Source organism: Flavobacterium sp. UBA7682, from assembly GCF_002482945.1.
Taxonomy (GTDB): domain Bacteria; phylum Bacteroidota; class Bacteroidia; order Flavobacteriales; family Flavobacteriaceae; genus Flavobacterium.
Map to the genome: position 1 here is coordinate 62,550 of NZ_DLGY01000019.1, position 18,714 is coordinate 81,263.

Annotated in this window: 12 protein-coding genes; 7 read left to right on the forward strand and 5 right to left on the reverse strand. The window is 36.4% G+C overall.

Annotated elements, in window-relative coordinates; translation table 11 throughout:
- Positions 1-244: 244 nt before the first annotated feature.
- The 3 genes from B3C16_RS04530 to B3C16_RS04540 all read left to right on the forward strand — a co-directional run bounded on the left by B3C16_RS04530 (position 245) and on the right by B3C16_RS04540 (position 5,593).
- Positions 245-3,259 (forward strand): tetratricopeptide repeat protein, encoded by a 3,015-nt coding sequence (locus B3C16_RS04530; protein WP_291129247.1) that lies wholly within the window; start codon positions 245-247, stop codon positions 3,257-3,259.
- Positions 3,260-3,313: 54 nt separating this feature from the next.
- Complete coding sequence (locus B3C16_RS04535) at positions 3,314-5,035, forward strand: TonB-dependent receptor (RefSeq protein WP_291129249.1); 1,722 nt, start codon at positions 3,314-3,316, stop codon at positions 5,033-5,035.
- Positions 5,036-5,143: 108 nt separating this feature from the next.
- Positions 5,144-5,593 (forward strand): hypothetical protein, encoded by a 450-nt coding sequence (locus tag B3C16_RS04540; protein ID WP_291129251.1) that lies wholly within the window; start codon positions 5,144-5,146, stop codon positions 5,591-5,593.
- Between the two features lie 6 nt (positions 5,594-5,599).
- Here the strand turns inward: B3C16_RS04540 and B3C16_RS04545 are convergent, their stop codons facing one another.
- The gene (locus B3C16_RS04545; protein WP_291129253.1) at positions 5,600-7,105 is read right to left on the reverse strand and encodes a phosphoethanolamine transferase; all 1,506 of its coding nucleotides are present in this window, start codon (positions 7,103-7,105) and stop codon (positions 5,600-5,602) included.
- Complete coding sequence (locus B3C16_RS04550) at positions 7,083-8,105, reverse strand: acyltransferase family protein (RefSeq protein ID WP_291129255.1); 1,023 nt, start codon at positions 8,103-8,105, stop codon at positions 7,083-7,085. Before B3C16_RS04550 ends, B3C16_RS04545 begins: the two co-directional genes overlap by 23 nt.
- Positions 8,106-8,370: 265 nt before the next feature.
- On the opposite strand from B3C16_RS04550, the gene asnB reads away from it, so the two are divergent.
- The 4 genes from asnB (at position 8,371) to secDF (ending at position 16,381) form a co-directional block, all read left to right on the forward strand.
- Positions 8,371-9,987, forward strand: coding sequence for an asparagine synthase B (asnB, locus tag B3C16_RS04555; protein WP_121314549.1), 1,617 nt, complete (start codon positions 8,371-8,373; stop codon positions 9,985-9,987).
- A gap of 186 nt (positions 9,988-10,173) precedes the next feature.
- Entirely contained in the window at positions 10,174-12,114 is a 1,941-nt protein-coding gene (gyrB, locus tag B3C16_RS04560; protein ID WP_291129258.1) for a DNA topoisomerase (ATP-hydrolyzing) subunit B, read from the forward strand.
- A 132-nt stretch (positions 12,115-12,246) separates the two neighbouring features.
- Positions 12,247-13,182, forward strand: coding sequence for a malate dehydrogenase (mdh, locus tag B3C16_RS04565; RefSeq protein ID WP_291129261.1), 936 nt, complete (start codon positions 12,247-12,249; stop codon positions 13,180-13,182).
- Between the two features lie 226 nt (positions 13,183-13,408).
- Positions 13,409-16,381, forward strand: coding sequence for a protein translocase subunit SecDF (gene secDF, locus B3C16_RS04570; protein ID WP_291129264.1), 2,973 nt, complete (start codon positions 13,409-13,411; stop codon positions 16,379-16,381).
- 66 nt (positions 16,382-16,447) lie between these two features.
- On the opposite strand, the gene B3C16_RS04575 is transcribed toward secDF, so the two are convergent.
- From B3C16_RS04575 to tsaE, 3 genes are all read right to left on the reverse strand, one after another.
- Complete coding sequence (locus B3C16_RS04575) at positions 16,448-16,834, reverse strand: DUF4258 domain-containing protein (RefSeq protein WP_121314545.1); 387 nt, start codon at positions 16,832-16,834, stop codon at positions 16,448-16,450.
- A 154-nt stretch (positions 16,835-16,988) separates the two neighbouring features.
- Positions 16,989-18,188, reverse strand: a complete 1,200-nt coding sequence (locus B3C16_RS04580) for an alanine dehydrogenase (protein ID WP_291129406.1) — start codon at positions 18,186-18,188, stop codon at positions 16,989-16,991.
- A gap of 38 nt (positions 18,189-18,226) precedes the next feature.
- Positions 18,227-18,634, reverse strand: a complete 408-nt coding sequence (tsaE, locus tag B3C16_RS04585; RefSeq protein WP_121314543.1) for a tRNA (adenosine(37)-N6)-threonylcarbamoyltransferase complex ATPase subunit type 1 TsaE — start codon at positions 18,632-18,634, stop codon at positions 18,227-18,229.
- Positions 18,635-18,714: the final 80 nt, after the last annotated feature.

An 18,714-nucleotide genomic window follows, 5' to 3' on the forward strand; every position in this document is an offset into this window, starting at 1 on the left:
TTTATGTGGTAAAAGTAATAAAGATAAGGCTTGTATTCAAAATATATTTTTCTAATTCAGATAATAGATGATAGACGGATAGATAATAGACTCATTTCAAATAGAATGTCTCTCCTCTTTTTGTCTCATCTTCTCTTATCTTTTCCTCAAAAGAAATTGTTTAAAAGAATGTTTATAATAAATGGTATAGTTTTCACGTTATAGTGTATAGAGTAATATTTTTGGATAAGTAAAAATAAAGACCATGCGTAGAGTTTTAATGTTATGTTTTCTACTGACTGTTGCAGGAATTTCAACGATGTCAGCCCAACAATCTGCTATTTATACCCATAATTTATCCGATTTCGACAAGGCTATTTTATTGTACAAAGACAAGCAGTACCAATCGGCCCAAATTCTTTTCGAAAGAGTAAAGCAAGACAGCAGAGCAGAAGATGTTCAATCCGACTGTGCTTATTATATCGCCAATTGTGCTATTCATTTAAATCAAAGCAATGCCGATGAGTTGATGGAAAAATTCGTTGCGGATTATCCAACGAGTTCGAAACAAAATCAGGCTTACATTGAAGTAGCCCAATACTATTTTGAGCAAGGAAAATTTCCTCAAGCGTTGCAATATTTTGATAAAGTAGACGAAAGTGCTTTGACTTATGAGCAAAGTGAAAAATTTACTTTCCAAAAAGGCTATGCTTATTTTACTGCAGGAAACAAAAAAGAAGCCGCTGAGTATCTGAAAAAAGTCGTGAATTCTAAAGAATACGGAACACAAGCCAATTACTACTTAGGATTTATGGAATATGAAGGCAACAATTACCAAGAAGCCAATAAATATTTCAAAGAAGTTGAAACCGAAGAAAAATACAAAGAGAAATTGTCTTATTTCAAAGCCGACATGCATTTTAAAGCCGGTGAATTTGAGCAAGCCATTCAAGCCGGTTTGACTGCAATGCCCAATTCAAACGCTTCCGAAAAATCTGAATTGAATAAAATCATAGGCGAAAGTCATTTCAATTTGAAACAATATGACAAAGCATTGCCTTATTTAAAAGAATACCGAGGCAAAAAAGGCAAATGGAGTAACACTGATTATTACCAATTAGGTTACACTTACTACATGCAAAAAGACTATGAAAATGCGATTTTGCAATTCAATAAAATCATTGAAGGAAAAGATTCGGTAGCTCAAAATGGCTATTATCACTTGGGTGAATGTTATTTCAAGACCGATAAAAAACAACAAGCATTGAACGCTTTCAAAAGTGCTTCTGAAATGGATTTTGACAAACAAATTCAGGAAGATGCCAATTTAAATTACGCCAAATTGAGTTACGAAATCGGAAACTCCTACCAATCGGTTCCGGATGTATTGTCGGCGTTTTTGACCAAATATCCGAATTCGACCAGCAAAGTTGAAATCGAAAATTTGTTAATCAATTCGTATATCACTTCGAAAAATTATAAAGATGCGTTGACGTTATTGGAAAAAAACAATACCGTCGAAAACAAGCCGGCTTATCAAAAAGTAACTTTCTATCGCGGGATTGAATTGTATACGGATGGCGATTATAAAGGTGCTTTAGGCATGTTTAAAAAGTCAATTGCGACGCCAAAAAATGAAAAGTTCACTGCCAGAGCGACTTTCTGGAAAGGCGAAACCGAATATGTTTTAGACAATTTCAATGAAGCTTTGTTGAGTTTCAAACAATTTGTAGCTTATGCTTCCGCCAAAGAAACACCGGAACATAAAAACATCAATTACAACATCGCTTACGCTTATTTCAAGCAAAAGGAATACGAACAAGCCGGAAATTATTTCCAAAATTTCATTGACGGAAACAAAGACGATAAAGTGCGTTTGAATGACGCGTATTTGCGTTTAGGCGATTCCCGATTCGTGACTTCTAAATATTGGCCTGCCATGGATGCTTACAACAAAGCCATCGAAATGAAAGGCATTGACGCCGATTATGCAGCGTTCCAAAAAGCCTTGAGTTATGGTTTCGTTTCGCGAAATGATAAGAAAATTGAAGACTTCAATAAGTTCTTGCAAAATTTCAAAACCTCAAAATTCCGTGATGACGCTTTGTTTGAGTTAGGGAATACGTATGTAGCCGAAGGAAAAACCGATTTGGCTGTAAAAACTTATGACCAATTGTTGAGCGAATTCAAAAACGGCTCGTTTGCTTCGAAAGCAGTTTTGCGTCAAGGATTGGTTTATTATAATGCACAAAAAGATGAATTGGCTTTGGCTAAATTCAAAAAAGTAGCGGCCGATTATCCAAAATCTCCGGAAGCATTAGAAGCTGTTTCTACTGCGCGTTTGATTTATATGGACAACGGAAAAGTAGACGAATATGCCTCTTGGGTAAGAACTTTGGATTTCGTAGAAGTAACTGATGCCGAATTGGATAATGATACTTATGAAGCTGCAGAAAAACAATATTTGCAAAACAATACCAAGCAAGCGATCTCGAGTTTGAGCGGTTATGTGTCTAAATTTCCGAACGGAATTCACGCGTTGAAGGCCAATTTCTATTTGGCGCAATCTTATTATGCTGATGGTTTGGAAGGTAATTCGGTGGCCAATTATGAATACGTAATCAACAAACAGAGAAACGAATTTACCGAACAATCGTTAGCGCGTTTGGCCGAAATTCATTTAAAGAAAAACGATTACACCAAAGCTTCTCCGGTCTTGAAACGCTTAGAAGCAGAAGCTGATTTTCCTCAAAACGTAACTTTTGCCCAAGCCAATTTGATGCGTGCTTATTATGAACAAAAAGATTATGCTAATGCTGTAGTTTATGCTGACAAGGTTTTGGCTAATCCAAAAACAGACAATAAAGTTAAGAGTGATGCGCAAATTATTGTTGCTCGTGCGGCGATTCAAGTGAATGATGAAGCTAAAGCTCGTGTGGCTTACGCCAAACTATTAACTATTGCCAAAGGAGAACTAGCCGCCGAAGCATTGTATTATGAAGCCTATTTCAAAAACAAAGACGGTAAATATGAAGATTCGAATAAAACAGTTCAAAAATTAGCCAAAGATTATTCAGGTTATAAATATTTTGGTGCCAAAGGTTTGATTGTAATGGCGAAAAACTATTACCAATTAAAAGACAATTTCAGCGCAACATCTATCTTGGATAGTGTAATTAAAAATTTTGCTTCCTATGCCGATATCGTAGCGGAAGCGCAAACCGAATTGGACATAATCAAAGGCGAAGCGGCCAAAACGAATTCCTCAATAACCGATTAAATCTCTGTGAATCTTTGAGCTTCTTTGTGAACCTCTGTGAAATTTTAAATAGATATGAAACAAGTAAAATATATAGTAGCCGTTCTCTTTTTGACCCAAATCTCCTTTGCCCAAAAGAAAGATGACAATATAGGAACTGAAGTGGTAAACGTCGTGAAACCTTATACGCCAACAATTTCTGATGCTTTTAAAGTAAAGGAAACGCCAACTTTGGATGACGAAGAAACCTTAAAAAAAGAAAACATCAAGTACAACATTTTTTCTTTTCCGGTAGCTTCTACTTTTGCACCTTCTAAAGGAAAAGCAGCCAATGTTGACAAATCGCCTGAAGAGAAAATCTTTAGTAATTATTTGACATTAGCTGCCGGAAATTACGGCACAGCCAATGTTGAATTATTCGTGACTGAAAATGTAAGTAATACCGATTATTTAGGTGGTATGTTGCGTCACAGTTCGTCTCAAGGTGGAATTGATAATGTCATTTTAGACGATAAATTCATGAACACTGCTTTAGATTTAACGTACGGAAGCCGAACCAAAGCCATGACTTGGAATGCCGATTTAGGGTATAAAAACCAAATTTACAATTGGTATGGAATTCCACCGGGAGTTTTTTCGGATGCAACGATTGAAACCATTGATGAACAACAAACTTACCATACATTATATGTTGGAGGAAGATTAGGATTGAGTAGTGTTTTAAAAGAAAGTTCTATTAAATTCAGTCGTTTTTGGGATGCTTTTGGATCAGCGGAAAACCGTTTTGTAGCCAAACCATCCTTAGAATTTGATATTGTAGAGCAAAAAATTAAAGCCGACTTCATCTTAGATTACATCAGTGGTTCTTTTGATCAAGACATTTCAGGAAATCCAAGTTATAAATATGGTTTTACCAATGTTGGTTTTCAACCTAGTGTTAAAATCCAAAAAGATGATTTGACGATTAATGCCGGAGTAGGTTTCTTTTACAGTGCTGCGCAAGAAGAAGGAGAAAGCAAATTCTTTATCTATCCGCAAGTTACCGGTTCGTATAGAGTTGTTGGTGATTTAATGATTTTTTATGCCGGAATTGAAGGTACATTGAAACAAAACTCTTATCACGATTTTGTACAGGAAAACTTCTTTGTGGCACCAACATTAGGTGTTGCGCCAACGGATCAGAAGTTTGATGTGTATGTTGGTTTAAAAGGAAAATTAGCCAATAGCGTGAGTTATAATGTTCGTGGTTCTTATTTGAGTGAAGAAAACAAACCATTATTCAAAAGCTATGGTTACGACGAAAATAATCCGAACACAGACGGTTATACTTTTGGAAATTCCTTCAATGTGTTGTATGACAACGTGAAAACCATTAGTTTCTTTGGGGAACTGAAAGCGGATTTCTCTAAAAATGTAACTTTTGGGATAAACGGTACTTTCAACAGCTACACGATGGATGCACAAGGTGAAGCTTGGAATTTACCGGGAATAAAAGTAGGTGCTAATTTGGATGTCAATATTACGCCAAAATGGTACGCCGGAACCAGCTTGTTTTTTGTTGGAGAAAGAAAAGACCAATTTATCCGCAGTTCGTTGTTGATTGATTATCCAATTCAGAATGTAACTTTGGATAGTTATTTCGATTTAAATGCACATGTTGGATTCAAATACAGCGAGCGTTTGACCTTTTTCTTAAAAGGAAATAACTTAGCTAACCAAGATTACCAACGTTGGTTAAACTATCCGGTGCAAGGATTGCAAGTGCTTGGTGGTGCGAGTTATAAATTCGACTTTTAATCTATTCAACCGCAAAGTTCGCTGAGGAACCGCGAAGCACGCAAAGTGTTTAAAAGGGTTTCTTAGCGAACTCTGCGAAAAACTTTGTGACCTTTGCGGTTAAAACAAATGACTTTTAAACAACAAATCCTTCTTCGTTACAAAGAATTAATCCAAGACCGAATTGATGTTTTTCAAGACATGATTTCCGGTTTGACGATTGATGCGCAAAATGATGCCAAAGGTTCGGCAGGCGATAAGCACGAAACTGCATTATCGATGATGCATTTGGAACAGGAAAAACTGAATCACAAACTCAAAGAAATTCTCGAACAGAAAGTAGTTCTTGATAAAATTGATGCTGCTGCCAGACATCAAAAAGTAGCTTTGGGAAGTTTAGTGCAAGCCAATGGTATGTTGCTTTTTATCAGTGTCGCTTTGCCTAAAATAACTATCGATAGTAAAACGGTTTTTGCACTTTCACCACAATCACCTTTAGGTAGTAAATTGATGGGAAATTCAATCGGATTTGAGTTTGATATGAATGGGAAACCTTATCTTATAGAAAAGGTTGAATAGACAGATTTAAAAAATTACTTTTTTCTTATTGTATTCAATGCCTTCAATTTTGTATACATCCAAAATGCTGTGGAAAAAGAAATCCAAGTCGGTTTTTTCGTTTTGTTTTAGTTTCAACTTGGAAATAGTTTCGGGATATTTTTCTTTAAAACTCTCAGAATACCAAATAAGCATCGCCGGATTCTCGCTGGCTTTTCCGGATTGTGCGTGTAGCCACAAATTGTCTTCGCCTAAAATTTCTCCGTGGTCAGCCAAGTAAATAATCAAGGTGTTTGAATTTTGCTTTTCGGCATGTTCAATCACTTGATCAATAAAAAAATCAAGGTATAAAATTGTGTTGTCATAAGAGTTTATCATTTCTTCTTTGGTGTTTGAAGGAATGTGTTTGCTTTTGATAACGGGTTGAAATTTTCTGAATACATCAGGATATCTCGTTTCATACCACCAATGGCTTCCCATCATGTGTAAGGTTGTAAATTGGCTTTGATTGGGTTTAAAAATGGTTTTGAAAACCGGAAGCATTTTATCGTCATAATCTTTCTGAAAACTCAATTCGGAATGTAACGGATCAATGATTTTTTGATATCCCGATTGCTCAATAAATATTTCATAGCTTTTTTCTGGTGTTTGATTTCCAATCCAATTCGTTTGTATTTTGGCGTGGTTCAGAACATCTATTAAAGAATATTTGGGCTGACTGTAATCATCGGTAAGTGTTGCATTGGTTAGTATTTGTGGAACACTAATCGCGGTATAAGTTAAAGGCGTATAAGCATTCGGAAAGCTGATGATGTTTTTCCTTTTGGCTAATAACGGTGTTGTTTTTCTATGGTAACCATTCAGCTGAAGATGATCTGCTCTAACACTTTCACCAAGTATAAATATTACGTTTAAACTGTCAGTATTGGCTTTTATAGTTTGGTTGATTGGTTTTACAATAAGATTGTTTTGTCCAAAATACTCTCTGGAAGACGTTATAACATTATAAGGTAATCTTCTGTTGAAGGTGCCAAATCTATAATTTTCCACAAACGAATAACTGAATAGGGCGATTACCGCTAATATTGTCAAAGGTGATTTTAGTTGGTTTGCTTTTAGCTTGTTATAATACTTCAGTATAAAAAATATTATCGTTATCGAAGAAAGAAGATAGAGTATGAATGGAATACTGATTAAGTCCAAAATAATATCGGCCTTTGTTTCCAATGAAACCTGAATAATACTATGCGAAATGGCAATGTCTTGAAAATAAACCCAATAAGCGATGCACGAAAAAAGCATGAATATTACAGGGAACAAAAATCGGAACAGGTATTTGTTTAAGCTTAAAAAGTATAAAAAACCAAATATTGAAAATTGCAATGCCAAAAAGTGGAAAAAGTAAAAGCTGTAATCAGTAAATGAATACAACGGAAGATGGTAATAGGAAGCAAGCGTAATGAATAGGGCAAAGGCAAAATTCAAAAACAAGTGAAAAAGAAGCTGTGTTTTATATTTTTTTAAAACCTCCATTTAATATTGGTACATAGTTGTTGATGATGAAAAACCCCGGAATCATTAAGATGATTTGCAAAACAGCATATAAAAAACGTTCCCATTCCGAGAAATTAAAATCGTTTTGGCCCAACACATACAGAAGAATTACTTTGATAAAAGTCATAGCCAAAAGCTGTAAAGCCAATATAGTTAAAGAAAACTTTCCGATAAAGGCTAAAAACCGGAAAACCGGAAAAGCTTTGAAAAAGAACAATATGAATAAACTTCCCAAAATACCATTTAAGATGAAAAAGAATTCGTTTCCATAAACCGCTCGGTACAGGTCTATTTTGAGATTGTGATCATATAGAAAAAAATGAATCAGTCCTATGATTGCCACCAAGAGAATACTTGTTTTCTTGGCAATTGAATTTATTTTTGGAAAGGCATAAAATCCAAAAGCATAGAAAATTAAAGCCACCATAGCAATATTAATACTCCATGGTAAATTAATGTGAGTAAGCCTCGAATAAATAAAACCGCAAATCGGAATAAGCGCTAAAATAACACAAAACAATGCGTCGTTTTTGATCTTTCGCAACCAATGGAAAATCAAGAAAGTCATAAAGATAGCAGGCAAAAACCACATGGGTATTCCCCAATCCATATAATCTCTTCCGCCTTGCGAATAAAATATTCCAAGAAAGTTCTTAAGAGGAGAAAGATGGTACAGAAGATTGTCACCATAGTTACGGGTAATGAAAAACCAAAGCGCAAATAAAATAAAACTCCACAAAAAGTAAGGAACAAGAATAGAAGTTGTTCTTTTTTTTATGTTGGACAAAGCGGATACAGCCGGATGGAAAAAACCTGCAACCATAATAAACAAAGGCATGTGAAAGCTATAGATGTATTTTTCATTGAACGGAAAATTATGACCATACACCACCAAAAAAATGGTGAAGCCTTTAACTTGGTCAACCCAATTTATCCTATTGTCTAATGAAGTTTTATTTAAAAAGTCTGTGTAGTTCATGAAATACGTCACCGTTGACTTGATTTTGACCAAATATAGAATATTGTTTTTACAATGTTTGAATACTTCATTACTAAAAAAAGCTGATTTTTATAAATCCTTACTTAAAGACTCTCTTTTTTGTAGATTCACTTTCGTAATTAATCTTTATTTCTTTTTTTAGTTACAAATTATAATCAATTGTTTGTTTTTTGTTTTTGTATTAAAACGAATATAGCATTTTTGCTTTATCAAATAAACAAAGTTAGAATTAAAAGAAAAGATTATGTGCGGAATATTAGCCATTATAGGAAAAGGAAAAGATGAGCAATTGGTGAAACAACTTTCCAAAAGAATGTCGCATCGCGGACCGGATGAGAGTGATATCCATGTTACCGAAAACGGACACATTTTAAGCCACGAACGTTTGTCAATTATTGATCTGCATTCAGGCAGACAGCCTATTCAAGGTTGTGATACCGCTTGGATGGTCCACAATGGCGAAATCTACAATCACCAAGAGTTAAGAGATACGATTTTGAAAGACCATGTGTTCCGTTCCAAATCAGATTCAGAGGTTATTGTTCATTTGTATGAGAAGTTGGGCTACGATTTTGTACACTTATTAGATGGCGATTTTGCTTTTGTAGTGATTGATGGTGATGATTATATTGCCGGTCGTGATCCACTAGGAGTGAAACCTTTATATTATGGCGTGGATGAAAGAGGCAGAATGTATTTTGCTTCCGAAATGAAGCCGATAGCCGACCAATGTAAAACATTTTCTACCTTTCCACCGGGACATTATTATACCGCAGAAACCGGTTTTGTAAAATATTATACGCCGGAATACGAAGATTATACAACATGCGATGCTGAGGTTGATTATACTGCTTTAAGAGAATCATTAACGGAAGCTACTCGCAAAAGATTGATGAGTGATGTGCCCATTGGTGTATTGCTTTCTGGAGGATTAGATTCTTCCTTAACTTCGTCAATTGCAGCTCGTTTATTAAAAGAAAAAGGGAAAGAATTGCATTCTTTTTCTATAGGTTTGGATGCGGAAGCACCAGATGCCAAAGCTGCACGAAAAGTGGCTGAATTTTTAGGAACTAAGCACCATGAAATTCATTTTACTATCGAACAGGGTATTGAGATTTTGGATAAATTGATTTGGCATCTGGAAACCTATGATGTTACTTCGGTAAGAGCCAGTACACCTATGTATTTTTTGTCAAAAGCGATAACCGATTTGGGTATCAAAGTAGTGCTTTCGGGCGAAGGTGCCGATGAGATTTTCGGAGGATATTTGTACTTTAGAAATGCACCAAGCACCGAAGATTTTACCAAAGAAACCATCGAAAGAGTCCAAAAGTTGTTTACAGCCGATTTACTTCGTGCCGATAAATCAACGATGGCGCACGGATTAGAAGCGAGAGTGCCGTTTTTAGACAAAGCCTTCCTAGATGTAGCGATGAAAATCAAAGGCGTTGAAAAACAGCCTAAGACTTACGACGGAAAAGAAAAATACATCTTAAGAAAAGCATTCGACACGCCGGAACAACCTTATCTTCCGGATGAAGTTTTGTGGCGTCAAAAAGAACAATTCTCGGATGGTGTTGGTTACAACTGGATTGACACTTTAATTGACTATTGCGCTTCGCAAGTAACCGATGAGCAAATGGAGAAAGCCGCTACTCTTTTTCCTTACAATTCACCGGCAACGAAAGAAGCTTATTTTTACAGAACAATTTTCCATAAATATTATCCACAGGTCAGTGCGGCACAAACCGTTCGCAAATGGATACCAAAATGGCAAGAGAATCAAGATCCAAGCGGAAGAGCGAATTCAGCGCACGTCCAAGCAGATGTTGAAATAGCAAAACCAAACGTTAGCGTTTGAGTTTAGATTGAAGTTTAGTTTGTTTGTTAAAGAACGTCCGTCATTTTTGGCGGGCGTTTTTTTGTTGAAATCATGCCAAAAATGTTAATAACTTAACCCTTTTAAACCCTTTTTACAGTAGGAAATCCTATGCGTTTTTATATATTTGCGTGTTAGACAAAAATACATTTTTTACGATAAAATTATATGAGCGACGAGATTAAAAAGAACAATTATTCAGCCGATAGTATTCAGGCGTTAGAAGGAATGGAGCACGTAAGAATGCGTCCTTCCATGTACATTGGAGATACCGGAGTTAGAGGTTTGCACCACTTGGTTTATGAGGTGGTTGACAACTCTATCGATGAGGCTTTGGCTGGACATTGTGATACCATCAGTGTAATAATCAATGAAGACAATTCTATTACTGTTGAAGATAATGGACGTGGAATTCCGGTAGACCTGCATAAAAAAGAAGGTGTTTCGGCTTTGGAAGTAGTAATGACCAAAATCGGAGCAGGAGGTAAGTTTGATAAAGATTCTTATAAAGTTTCCGGAGGTTTGCACGGGGTTGGTGTATCGTGTGTGAATGCGCTATCCGATCATTTGCGTGCTACCGTTTTTCGTGATGGTAAAGTATACGAGCAAGAATACGAAAGAGGAAAATCATTATATCCTGTAAAGCAAATAGGCGAAACTGACAAAAGAGGAACTACGGTTACGTTTAAGCCGGATGCTACTATTTTTACCCAAACCTTAGAATATTCTTATGATACTTTAGCGGCGCGTATGCGTGAGTTGTCTTTTTTGAACAAAGGCATTACCATTACTTTAACCGATAAACGATTTACCAAAGAAAACGGGGAGTATGAAGGAGAAGTTTTTCACTCTAAAGAAGGATTGAAAGAGTTTGTCAAGTTCTTAGACGGCAATCGTATTCCGATCATCGGTCACGTGATTTCGATGGAAAATGACAAAGGTGAAATTCCGGTAGAAGTGGCGTTGATTTACAACGAAAGCTACTCGGAAAACATTTTCTCTTATGTAAACAACATCAACACACACGAAGGAGGAACGCATTTACAAGGTTTCCGTATGGGATTAACCCGTACGTTGAAAAAATATGCTGACGCTTCGGGATTATTAGAAAAATTAAAGTTTGAAATTTCAGGAGATGACTTCCGTGAAGGGTTAACTGCGATTATTTCAGTAAAAGTAGCAGAGCCTCAGTTTGAAGGACAAACCAAAACCAAATTAGGGAACAGAGAAGTTGTGTCTCCGGTTTCTCAAGCGGTGGCGGAAATGTTGGAAAATTATTTGGAAGAAAACCCGAATGACGCCAAAATCATTGTACAAAAAGTAATCTTAGCCGCTCAGGCACGTCATGCAGCCAAAAAAGCGCGTGAAATGGTTCAACGCAAAACCGTTTTGGGCGGTGGTGGTTTACCGGGTAAATTATCGGATTGTTCTGAGCAAGATCCGGCCAGATGTGAGATTTTCTTCGTCGAGGGAGATTCCGCGGGAGGAACGGCAAAACAAGGACGCGACCGTAATTTCCAAGCCATCATGCCATTGCGTGGTAAGATTTTGAACGTGGAAAAAGCGATGCACCACAAAGTGTTTGAAAACGAAGAGATTCGCAATATTTTCACGGCTTTAGGGGTAACCATCGGAACCGAAGAAGACAGCAAAGCGTTGAACATAGAAAAATTAAGATACCATAAAGTAATCATCATGTGTGATGCCGATGTCGATGGTAGTCACATTTCTACTTTGATTTTGACCTTCTTCTTCCGTTTTATGAAAGAACTTATTGAAGGCGGACACGTGTATATCGCTGCGCCACCTTTATATTTGGTTAAAAAAGGAAATAAAAAAGAATACGCTTGGAATGATGACCAACGTGATTTGGCCAATGAAAGAATGGGTGGAAGTGCCGCTATCCAACGTTATAAAGGTTTGGGTGAAATGAACGCAGAGCAATTGTGGGAAACTACCATGGATCCAAGTTACAGAACCCTGCGTCAGGTGACGATTGATAGTTTGGCAGAAGCTGATAGAGTATTCTCAATGTTAATGGGTGACGAAGTTCCGCCACGTAGAGAGTTTATTGAGAAAAATGCGGTTTATGCAAAAATCGACGCGTAACTAGCCCCGATAGTAGTGGAAATCCTTTTTTAGTTTGTACTTCGACAGGCTCAGTATGACAAACTAAAAAAGATTGCAACGGATAGCGGGATTAGCTTAAAAAAAAAGAAAGAAACAACAAATTATATACAAATGAAAGTTACAATTGTAGGAGCAGGAAACGTTGGGGCAACATGTGCCGATGCGATTGCTTACAGAAGAATTGCCAGCGAAATTGTGTTGGTGGATATTAGAGAAGGTTTTGCTGAAGGAAAAGCATTAGACATCATGCAAACCCAAACCACTTTAGGGTTTAATACCAAAGTGATTGGAAGTACTAATGATTATTCAAAAACAGCCGGAAGCGATGTGGTAGTGATTACCTCAGGAATTCCGAGAAAACCGGGAATGACTCGTGAAGAGTTAATCGGAATTAATGCCGGGATTGTGAAATCGGTGGCGGAAAATTTGTTGCAAAATTCCCCTAATGCCATTTTTGTGATTGTGTCTAATCCTATGGATACAATGACTTATTTGACTTATAAATCTTTGGGTTTACCAAAAAACAGAATCATTGGTATGGGTGGTACTTTAGACAGTTCACGTTTTAAAACGTATTTGTCTTTGGCGCTTGACAAACCTGCAAATGATATTCAAGGAATGGTAATCGGCGGTCACGGAGATACTACGATGATTCCGTTAACGAGATTGGCTTCTTATAATGGTGTGCCGGTTTCTCAATTTTTGTCGGATGAAGAATTGGCAAAAGTAGCGGCTGACACTATGGTTGGTGGTGCAACTTTGACAGGATTATTAGGAACTTCAGCTTGGTATGCTCCGGGTGCTTCGGTATCTTATTTGGTAGATGCTATTTTGAATGACCAAAAGAAAATGATTCCGTGTTCAGTTTACTTAGAAGGTGAGTACGGTCAAAGCGATATTTGTATCGGCGTGCCTTGTATTATAGGTAAAAACGGTATTGAGGAAATCGTAGACATCAACTTGAATGACGCTGAAAAAGCTTTATTTGCTAAGAGTGCCGATGCGGTTCGCAACATGAATAACGACTTAAAATCTCATTTGGGATAATATATTAAGGTAAGATGAAAAAGAGGCTGCAAACTTTGCAGTCTTTTTTTTGATATTAATCATGAAAATATTGGTTAATCTTATCTATAATTATATATTTGCACGTTTCATAAAAAATGGAATTGTTGTAAATTCAATACTTTAACGTATAATGTTTTGAATTTCAATAGTTTTTTGCTTTATGTATAACAATAACAAAACCAGAATTAATTAATTTTTAGTAATAATGCAGAATAAAGGACTAGTTAAATTTTTCGCAATTCTATTTGCATTGGTAAGTATCTACCAACTTTCGTTCACTTTTGTGGCCAATAAAGTAAAAGATGATGCCAAAAACTTTGCAGGAGGAAATCCTGAGAAAGAAATTAAATATCTTGACTCGATAGGAAAAGAAAAAGTTTTTCTTGACTTTTTCACATTTAATGATGTGAAAGACAAACAGATTAACAAAGGTCTTGACCTTGAAGGAGGAATTAACGTAATTCTTCAAATTTCGGTTAAAGATGTTTTGGTACAATTATCAAACAATTCAAAAAATCCTGTATTCAACAAAGCATTGGAAGATGCTAAGGTGAACCAAAAAGGAAATCAATCTTACTTGGATGCTTTCTTCGAAGCGTTTGATGCCAATAAAGGAACAACAAAATTAGCTTCTCCGGATATTTTTGCCAACAGAAATTTCGACGACAGCGAGTTAAACTTCAACTCAACGGATGCACAAGTGCAAAAAGTATTGAGAAGAAAAGTTGACGAGTCCGTGGAATCAGCATTTGGCGTATTGAGAAGTCGTATCGATAAATTTGGTGTAACGCAACCCAATATTGCTAAATTAGGTCAAACCGGTAGAATCTTAATTGAGTTACCTGGTGCAAAAGACGTTGACCGTATTAAGAAATTAGTATCGAGCAAAGCAGAATTAGAGTTCTGGGAAACCTTTAAAGCAGAAGAGTTAGGCGGATTCCTTCAACAAGCAAACGAAACTTTGAAAGCGACTGTAAAAGTTGACGAAAAAGTGGAAGCCGTTAAAGCAGAAGATTCACTTAGCAAATTATTAACGGATAAAGCCGGAGATTCAGCCACAGCAAAAAAAGGAAACAATCCTTTGTTTGACAAATTTGTTTCTATCGGTGGCGGACCAATCTTAGCGATTGTTAACACTAAAGATACTGCAGCAGTTAATAGTTATTTTAAAAGAAATGAAATCCGCGCTTTATTGCCGGGTGACAAACGTTTTGCTAAATTTGTTTGGGGTAAACCGGTAACTAATACTGATGCGAAAACCAAAAAAGAGACTACTACAGTTGATTTATACGCTTTAAAAGGAAACAAGGATGACGTGGCACCATTAGGTGGCGGTGTTATTGTTGATGCCGGAGATACTTTTGACCAAATGGGTAAACCAGCCGTTTCTATGCAAATGAACGGTGCCGGAGCAAAAGAATGGGAAAGATTAACCAACAATGCTTACACACAAAAAGGCTTTATTGCTATTGCTTTAGATGATGTAGTATATTCTGCTCCAGGTGTGACTTCGGGACCAATTTCAGGTGGAAGATCAGAAATCACCGGAAGTTTTGATGTAGCGGAGACTAAAGATTTAGCCAACGTTTTAAGAGCCGGTAAATTACCTGCTACAGCAGAAATTATCCAGTCGGAAATTGTTGGACCATCATTAGGAGAAATTGCTATTAGTGCAGGTTTGACTTCCTCAATTGTAGGTTTCTTGTTAGTGTGTTTATGGATGGTGTTCTATTATGGTAGAGCAGGTTGGTATGCTAATGCGGCCTTGTTGTTAAACTTACTTTTCTTATTTGGTGTAATGGCCAGTTTTGGTTTCGTTTTGACTTTACCTGGAATTGCAGGTATCGTATTGACGTTAGGAACTGCGGTTGATGCCAATATTATTATTTATGAAAGAGCCAAAGAAGAATTGCGCGAAGGAAAAACTTTAGCCGAAGCAGTAAAATCTTCCTACGGATGGAAAGGTGCAATGCGTTCGATTATTGATGCTAACGTAACGCACGTTTTGACCGGAGCTATCTTATATACTTTTGGAACCGGACCAATCAAAGGTTTTGCTCTTACTTTGTTAATCGGTATTTTTACATCATTATTTACTTCAATCTTTATTGCCAGAATTTTTATTGATAGAGATATCGCTAAAAACAGAAGTTTAATGTTCTGTACGCCATTGACTAAAAATTGGTTTACAGGTTTCCATTTCGACTTTATTAAAGTTAGAAAATGGTCTTATATTTTCTCTACATTAGTAGTGGTTGGAAGTTGTATTTCTTTTGCCGTTAATGGTTTAGATGAAGGTGTTGATTTCGTTGGAGGAAGAACTTTCCAAGTGAAATTTGACAAGCCTGTAGAAGCAACTAAAGTGTCTGAGGAATTGTCTGCTGCTTTTGGAGTAGCGGTTGAAGCTAAAGTCTTTGGGGATGACAATCAATTGAAATTGACCACTAAATACAAAATCAAAGAAGATGGTGTTGAAGTTGACAAAGAAGTAAATGAGAAGTTACACAACTCCTTAAAAAAATATTACAACGGAAACATTTCTTATGAAAATTTCATCAATACTTATGATGGAAAGAAAGTAGGTGTATTGCAAGCCTCTAAAGTTGGTGCGGCCATTTCGGCTGATATTAAAACCAATTCATTCTGGGCTGTTATTGGTGCCATGTTGGTTGTTGGATTGTACTTGGTAATCTCTTTCCGTAAGTGGCAATATTCATTAGGTGCGATTGCAGCAGTATTACATGATGTTGTATTCGTATTGGGATTATATTCTTTATTGTACAAATACATGCCATTCCACATGGAAATGGACCAGCACTTTATTGCGGCTATCTTAACGGTTATTGGTTATTCGATGAATGATACTGTAATTGTATTTGACAGGGTTAGAGAGTTCTTAGCCGGAAATGTGAAAGGTAATTTCAAAGATGTGGTAAACGCCTCTATTAATACTACACTTTCCAGAACAATTAACACCTCATTAACGATGATTTTAGTGTTGTTAATCATGTTCATCTTTGGTGGAGAATCAATCAGAGGATTTATCTTCGCTATGTTGGTTGGTATCGTTGTCGGAACTTATTCTTCTTTATTTATTGCAACTCCGGTTGTATATGATACTATGAGTAAGAAAGAGGTTGAAGAAATCGAAAGCCGTCACACAGGAAATCAAACATAGTTTTAAACTATATAGATAAAAAAAAGGGTTGTCAATTTGACAACCCTTTTTTATTGAACTCTTTTTTTATTCTTCTTTGGTTTCGCTAATGTTTTTTAAAACTGCTTTATCCGAAAAATTAATAACTTCTATCGTGATTTCTTGTTGCTTTTTATTTTGGCCGTAAATGACATATAGCTTTCCGCCGCCTTGTTGTGGTTTGTTGCTTTTGTCAAAATCTACATCGCCATGGGTCAATATGTTTTTGATGTCAGTTTTGTCAGCTAAACCTTGTGTCATTTGCTTGGTCGCTATCGAATCGTATTGGAAAGGTTTGTTTCTGAGGTCATTTAATACTCTGGCATTCGGGAAATAGTTGCATCTTGTATCTTTTCCGCTAAGAACCATAGCAACAAAAAACAACCCGATGACAAAACCCACTAAATAGTAGGCCAATCGTTGGTAAAATTTCATATGTAATATTTATTGTTTTTAATAGGTCATATGGAATAGCCATAGTTAATTGATTTTTATTCAACAACTAAGTATTGAGGCCATTTCATATATGATTATTTTTTTGCAAAAGTAATCAATGTGAGATATACAGTAAATGAAAAGAAGGTTTATTTTAGAATACAATCAGATTGATATCATTGTCTGGCAGATTGAACCAGTCGCCAATGGCTTTATTGGTCAAAATCCCATGGTATAAATAAACTCCATTTTTCAATCCTTTGTTGCAACGAATGGCACTTTCAATTCCACCATCTTCGGCTATTTGAAGTAAATACGGTGTGATAATGTTACTAATAGAAAGCGAAGCTGTTTTTGAATAGCGCGAAGGTATATTCGGAACGCAATAATGAATAATATTGTTTTTGATAAAGGTTGGATTTTCATGCGTAGTCACTTCCGAAGTTTCAAAACAACCACCGGTATCAATACTTACGTCTACAATTACGGCGCCTTTTTTCATGTGCTCAACCATAGTTTCCGTAACAACCACCGGACAACGTTCTTTACCGCGCATCGCGCCAATAGCTACGTCGCATCTTCTGAGCGCTTTTAGCAATGATTTTGGTTGTATGGTAGAGGTGAATATTCTTTGGTTTAAGTTGTTCTGTAAACGTCTTAGTTTGGTAATAGAATTGTCAAATACTTTTACACTAGCACCAAGGCCTAAAGCAGTTTTAGCCGCAAATTCGCCCACAGTTCCTGCGCCTAGAATAACCACATCGGTTGGCGGAACTCCGGTTATATTTCCCAGTAATAACCCTTTCCCAAATTGGTTGTTGATCATTAATTCAGCCGCAATAAGTACAGAAGCCGTTCCGGCAATTTCACTTAAAGATTTCACTGCGGGATATGAACCGTCTTCATCTTTGATATATTCAAAGGCTAAAGCCGTTACTTTTTTCTTGGTCAAGGCTTCGAAATATTCTTTTTTCCTGGTTTTCAATTGAATGGCCGATATCACTATTGCATTGTTATTGACAAAGGCAATTTCTTCCATCGTTAAGGGTTCAACCTTCAATAACATTGGACAACTAAAGACTTTTTTGGTGTCTTTGGTAATGGTCGCTCCGGCATCGCTAAACTCTTTGTCGGTATAACTCGAACTCAATCCGGCACCCGATTCAATCATTACTTTATGTCCGTGTGATGTCAATGAATTCACCGCATCCGGCGTTAAGCAAATACGTCTTTCTTGATATGAAGTCTCTTTGGGAATGCCAATAAAAAGTTCACTTTTATGACGATAGACTTCTAATTTTTCCTCTTGAGGTAAAAGTTGTTGCTTAGTGAATGGGGTTAAGGACATAATCAGTAATTGAATTTAGCCCGAAATTACGAAAATTTATCTAATTATGTTAACCTTAAATCTCTTTTACCCTCAACCGTTATAGATAAGTTAATTATAGAAAAATCTTCCGGAAGCAGATTAGGGATTTTCTCTGCCCATTCAATAAAACACCAATGACCCGAATACAAATATTCATCGATGCCCATATCCAAAGCTTCTGCTTCTGATTTTAATCGGTATACGTCAAAGTGATATACAAATTGATTGTCATCCGTTTGGTATTCATTTACTAAGGAAAATGTAGGACTGCTAGTAGCATCTTTCACGCCTAGTTCTTTCGCCAAAGCCTTGATTAAAGTGGTTTTTCCAACGCCCATATTGCCGTGAAAAAGAATCACTTTGTTGGGTTTTTCGGCTAAAATTTTTTGAGCGACTTCTTTTATTTCGTCAATTGAAAATATGATTTCCATGGTAAGTAAGTGGTCAGTGTTCAGTCCCAAAGCTTCGGGAGTGTTCAGTATTTAGTTTTTCAACTGATTACTAAATACTG

What these genes read in the sequence shown, in the direction of transcription:
- B3C16_RS04530 (WP_291129247.1), top strand. Translation starts at nt 245, where the DNA reads ATGCGTAGAGTTTTAATGTTATGTTTTCTACTGACTGTTGCAGGAATT.
- B3C16_RS04535 (WP_291129249.1), top strand. Translation starts at nt 3,314, where the DNA reads ATGAAACAAGTAAAATATATAGTAGCCGTTCTCTTTTTGACCCAAATC.
- B3C16_RS04540 (WP_291129251.1), top strand. Translation starts at nt 5,144, where the DNA reads ATGACTTTTAAACAACAAATCCTTCTTCGTTACAAAGAATTAATCCAA.
- B3C16_RS04545 (WP_291129253.1), bottom strand. Translation starts at nt 7,105, where the DNA reads ATGGAGGTTTTAAAAAAATATAAAACACAGCTTCTTTTTCACTTGTTT.
- B3C16_RS04550 (WP_291129255.1), bottom strand. Translation starts at nt 8,105, where the DNA reads ATGAACTACACAGACTTTTTAAATAAAACTTCATTAGACAATAGGATA.
- asnB (WP_121314549.1), top strand. Translation starts at nt 8,371, where the DNA reads ATGTGCGGAATATTAGCCATTATAGGAAAAGGAAAAGATGAGCAATTG.
- gyrB (WP_291129258.1), top strand. Translation starts at nt 10,174, where the DNA reads ATGAGCGACGAGATTAAAAAGAACAATTATTCAGCCGATAGTATTCAG.
- mdh (WP_291129261.1), top strand. Translation starts at nt 12,247, where the DNA reads ATGAAAGTTACAATTGTAGGAGCAGGAAACGTTGGGGCAACATGTGCC.
- secDF (WP_291129264.1), top strand. Translation starts at nt 13,409, where the DNA reads ATGCAGAATAAAGGACTAGTTAAATTTTTCGCAATTCTATTTGCATTG.
- B3C16_RS04575 (WP_121314545.1), bottom strand. Translation starts at nt 16,834, where the DNA reads ATGAAATTTTACCAACGATTGGCCTACTATTTAGTGGGTTTTGTCATC.
- tsaE (WP_121314543.1), bottom strand. Translation starts at nt 18,634, where the DNA reads ATGGAAATCATATTTTCAATTGACGAAATAAAAGAAGTCGCTCAAAAA.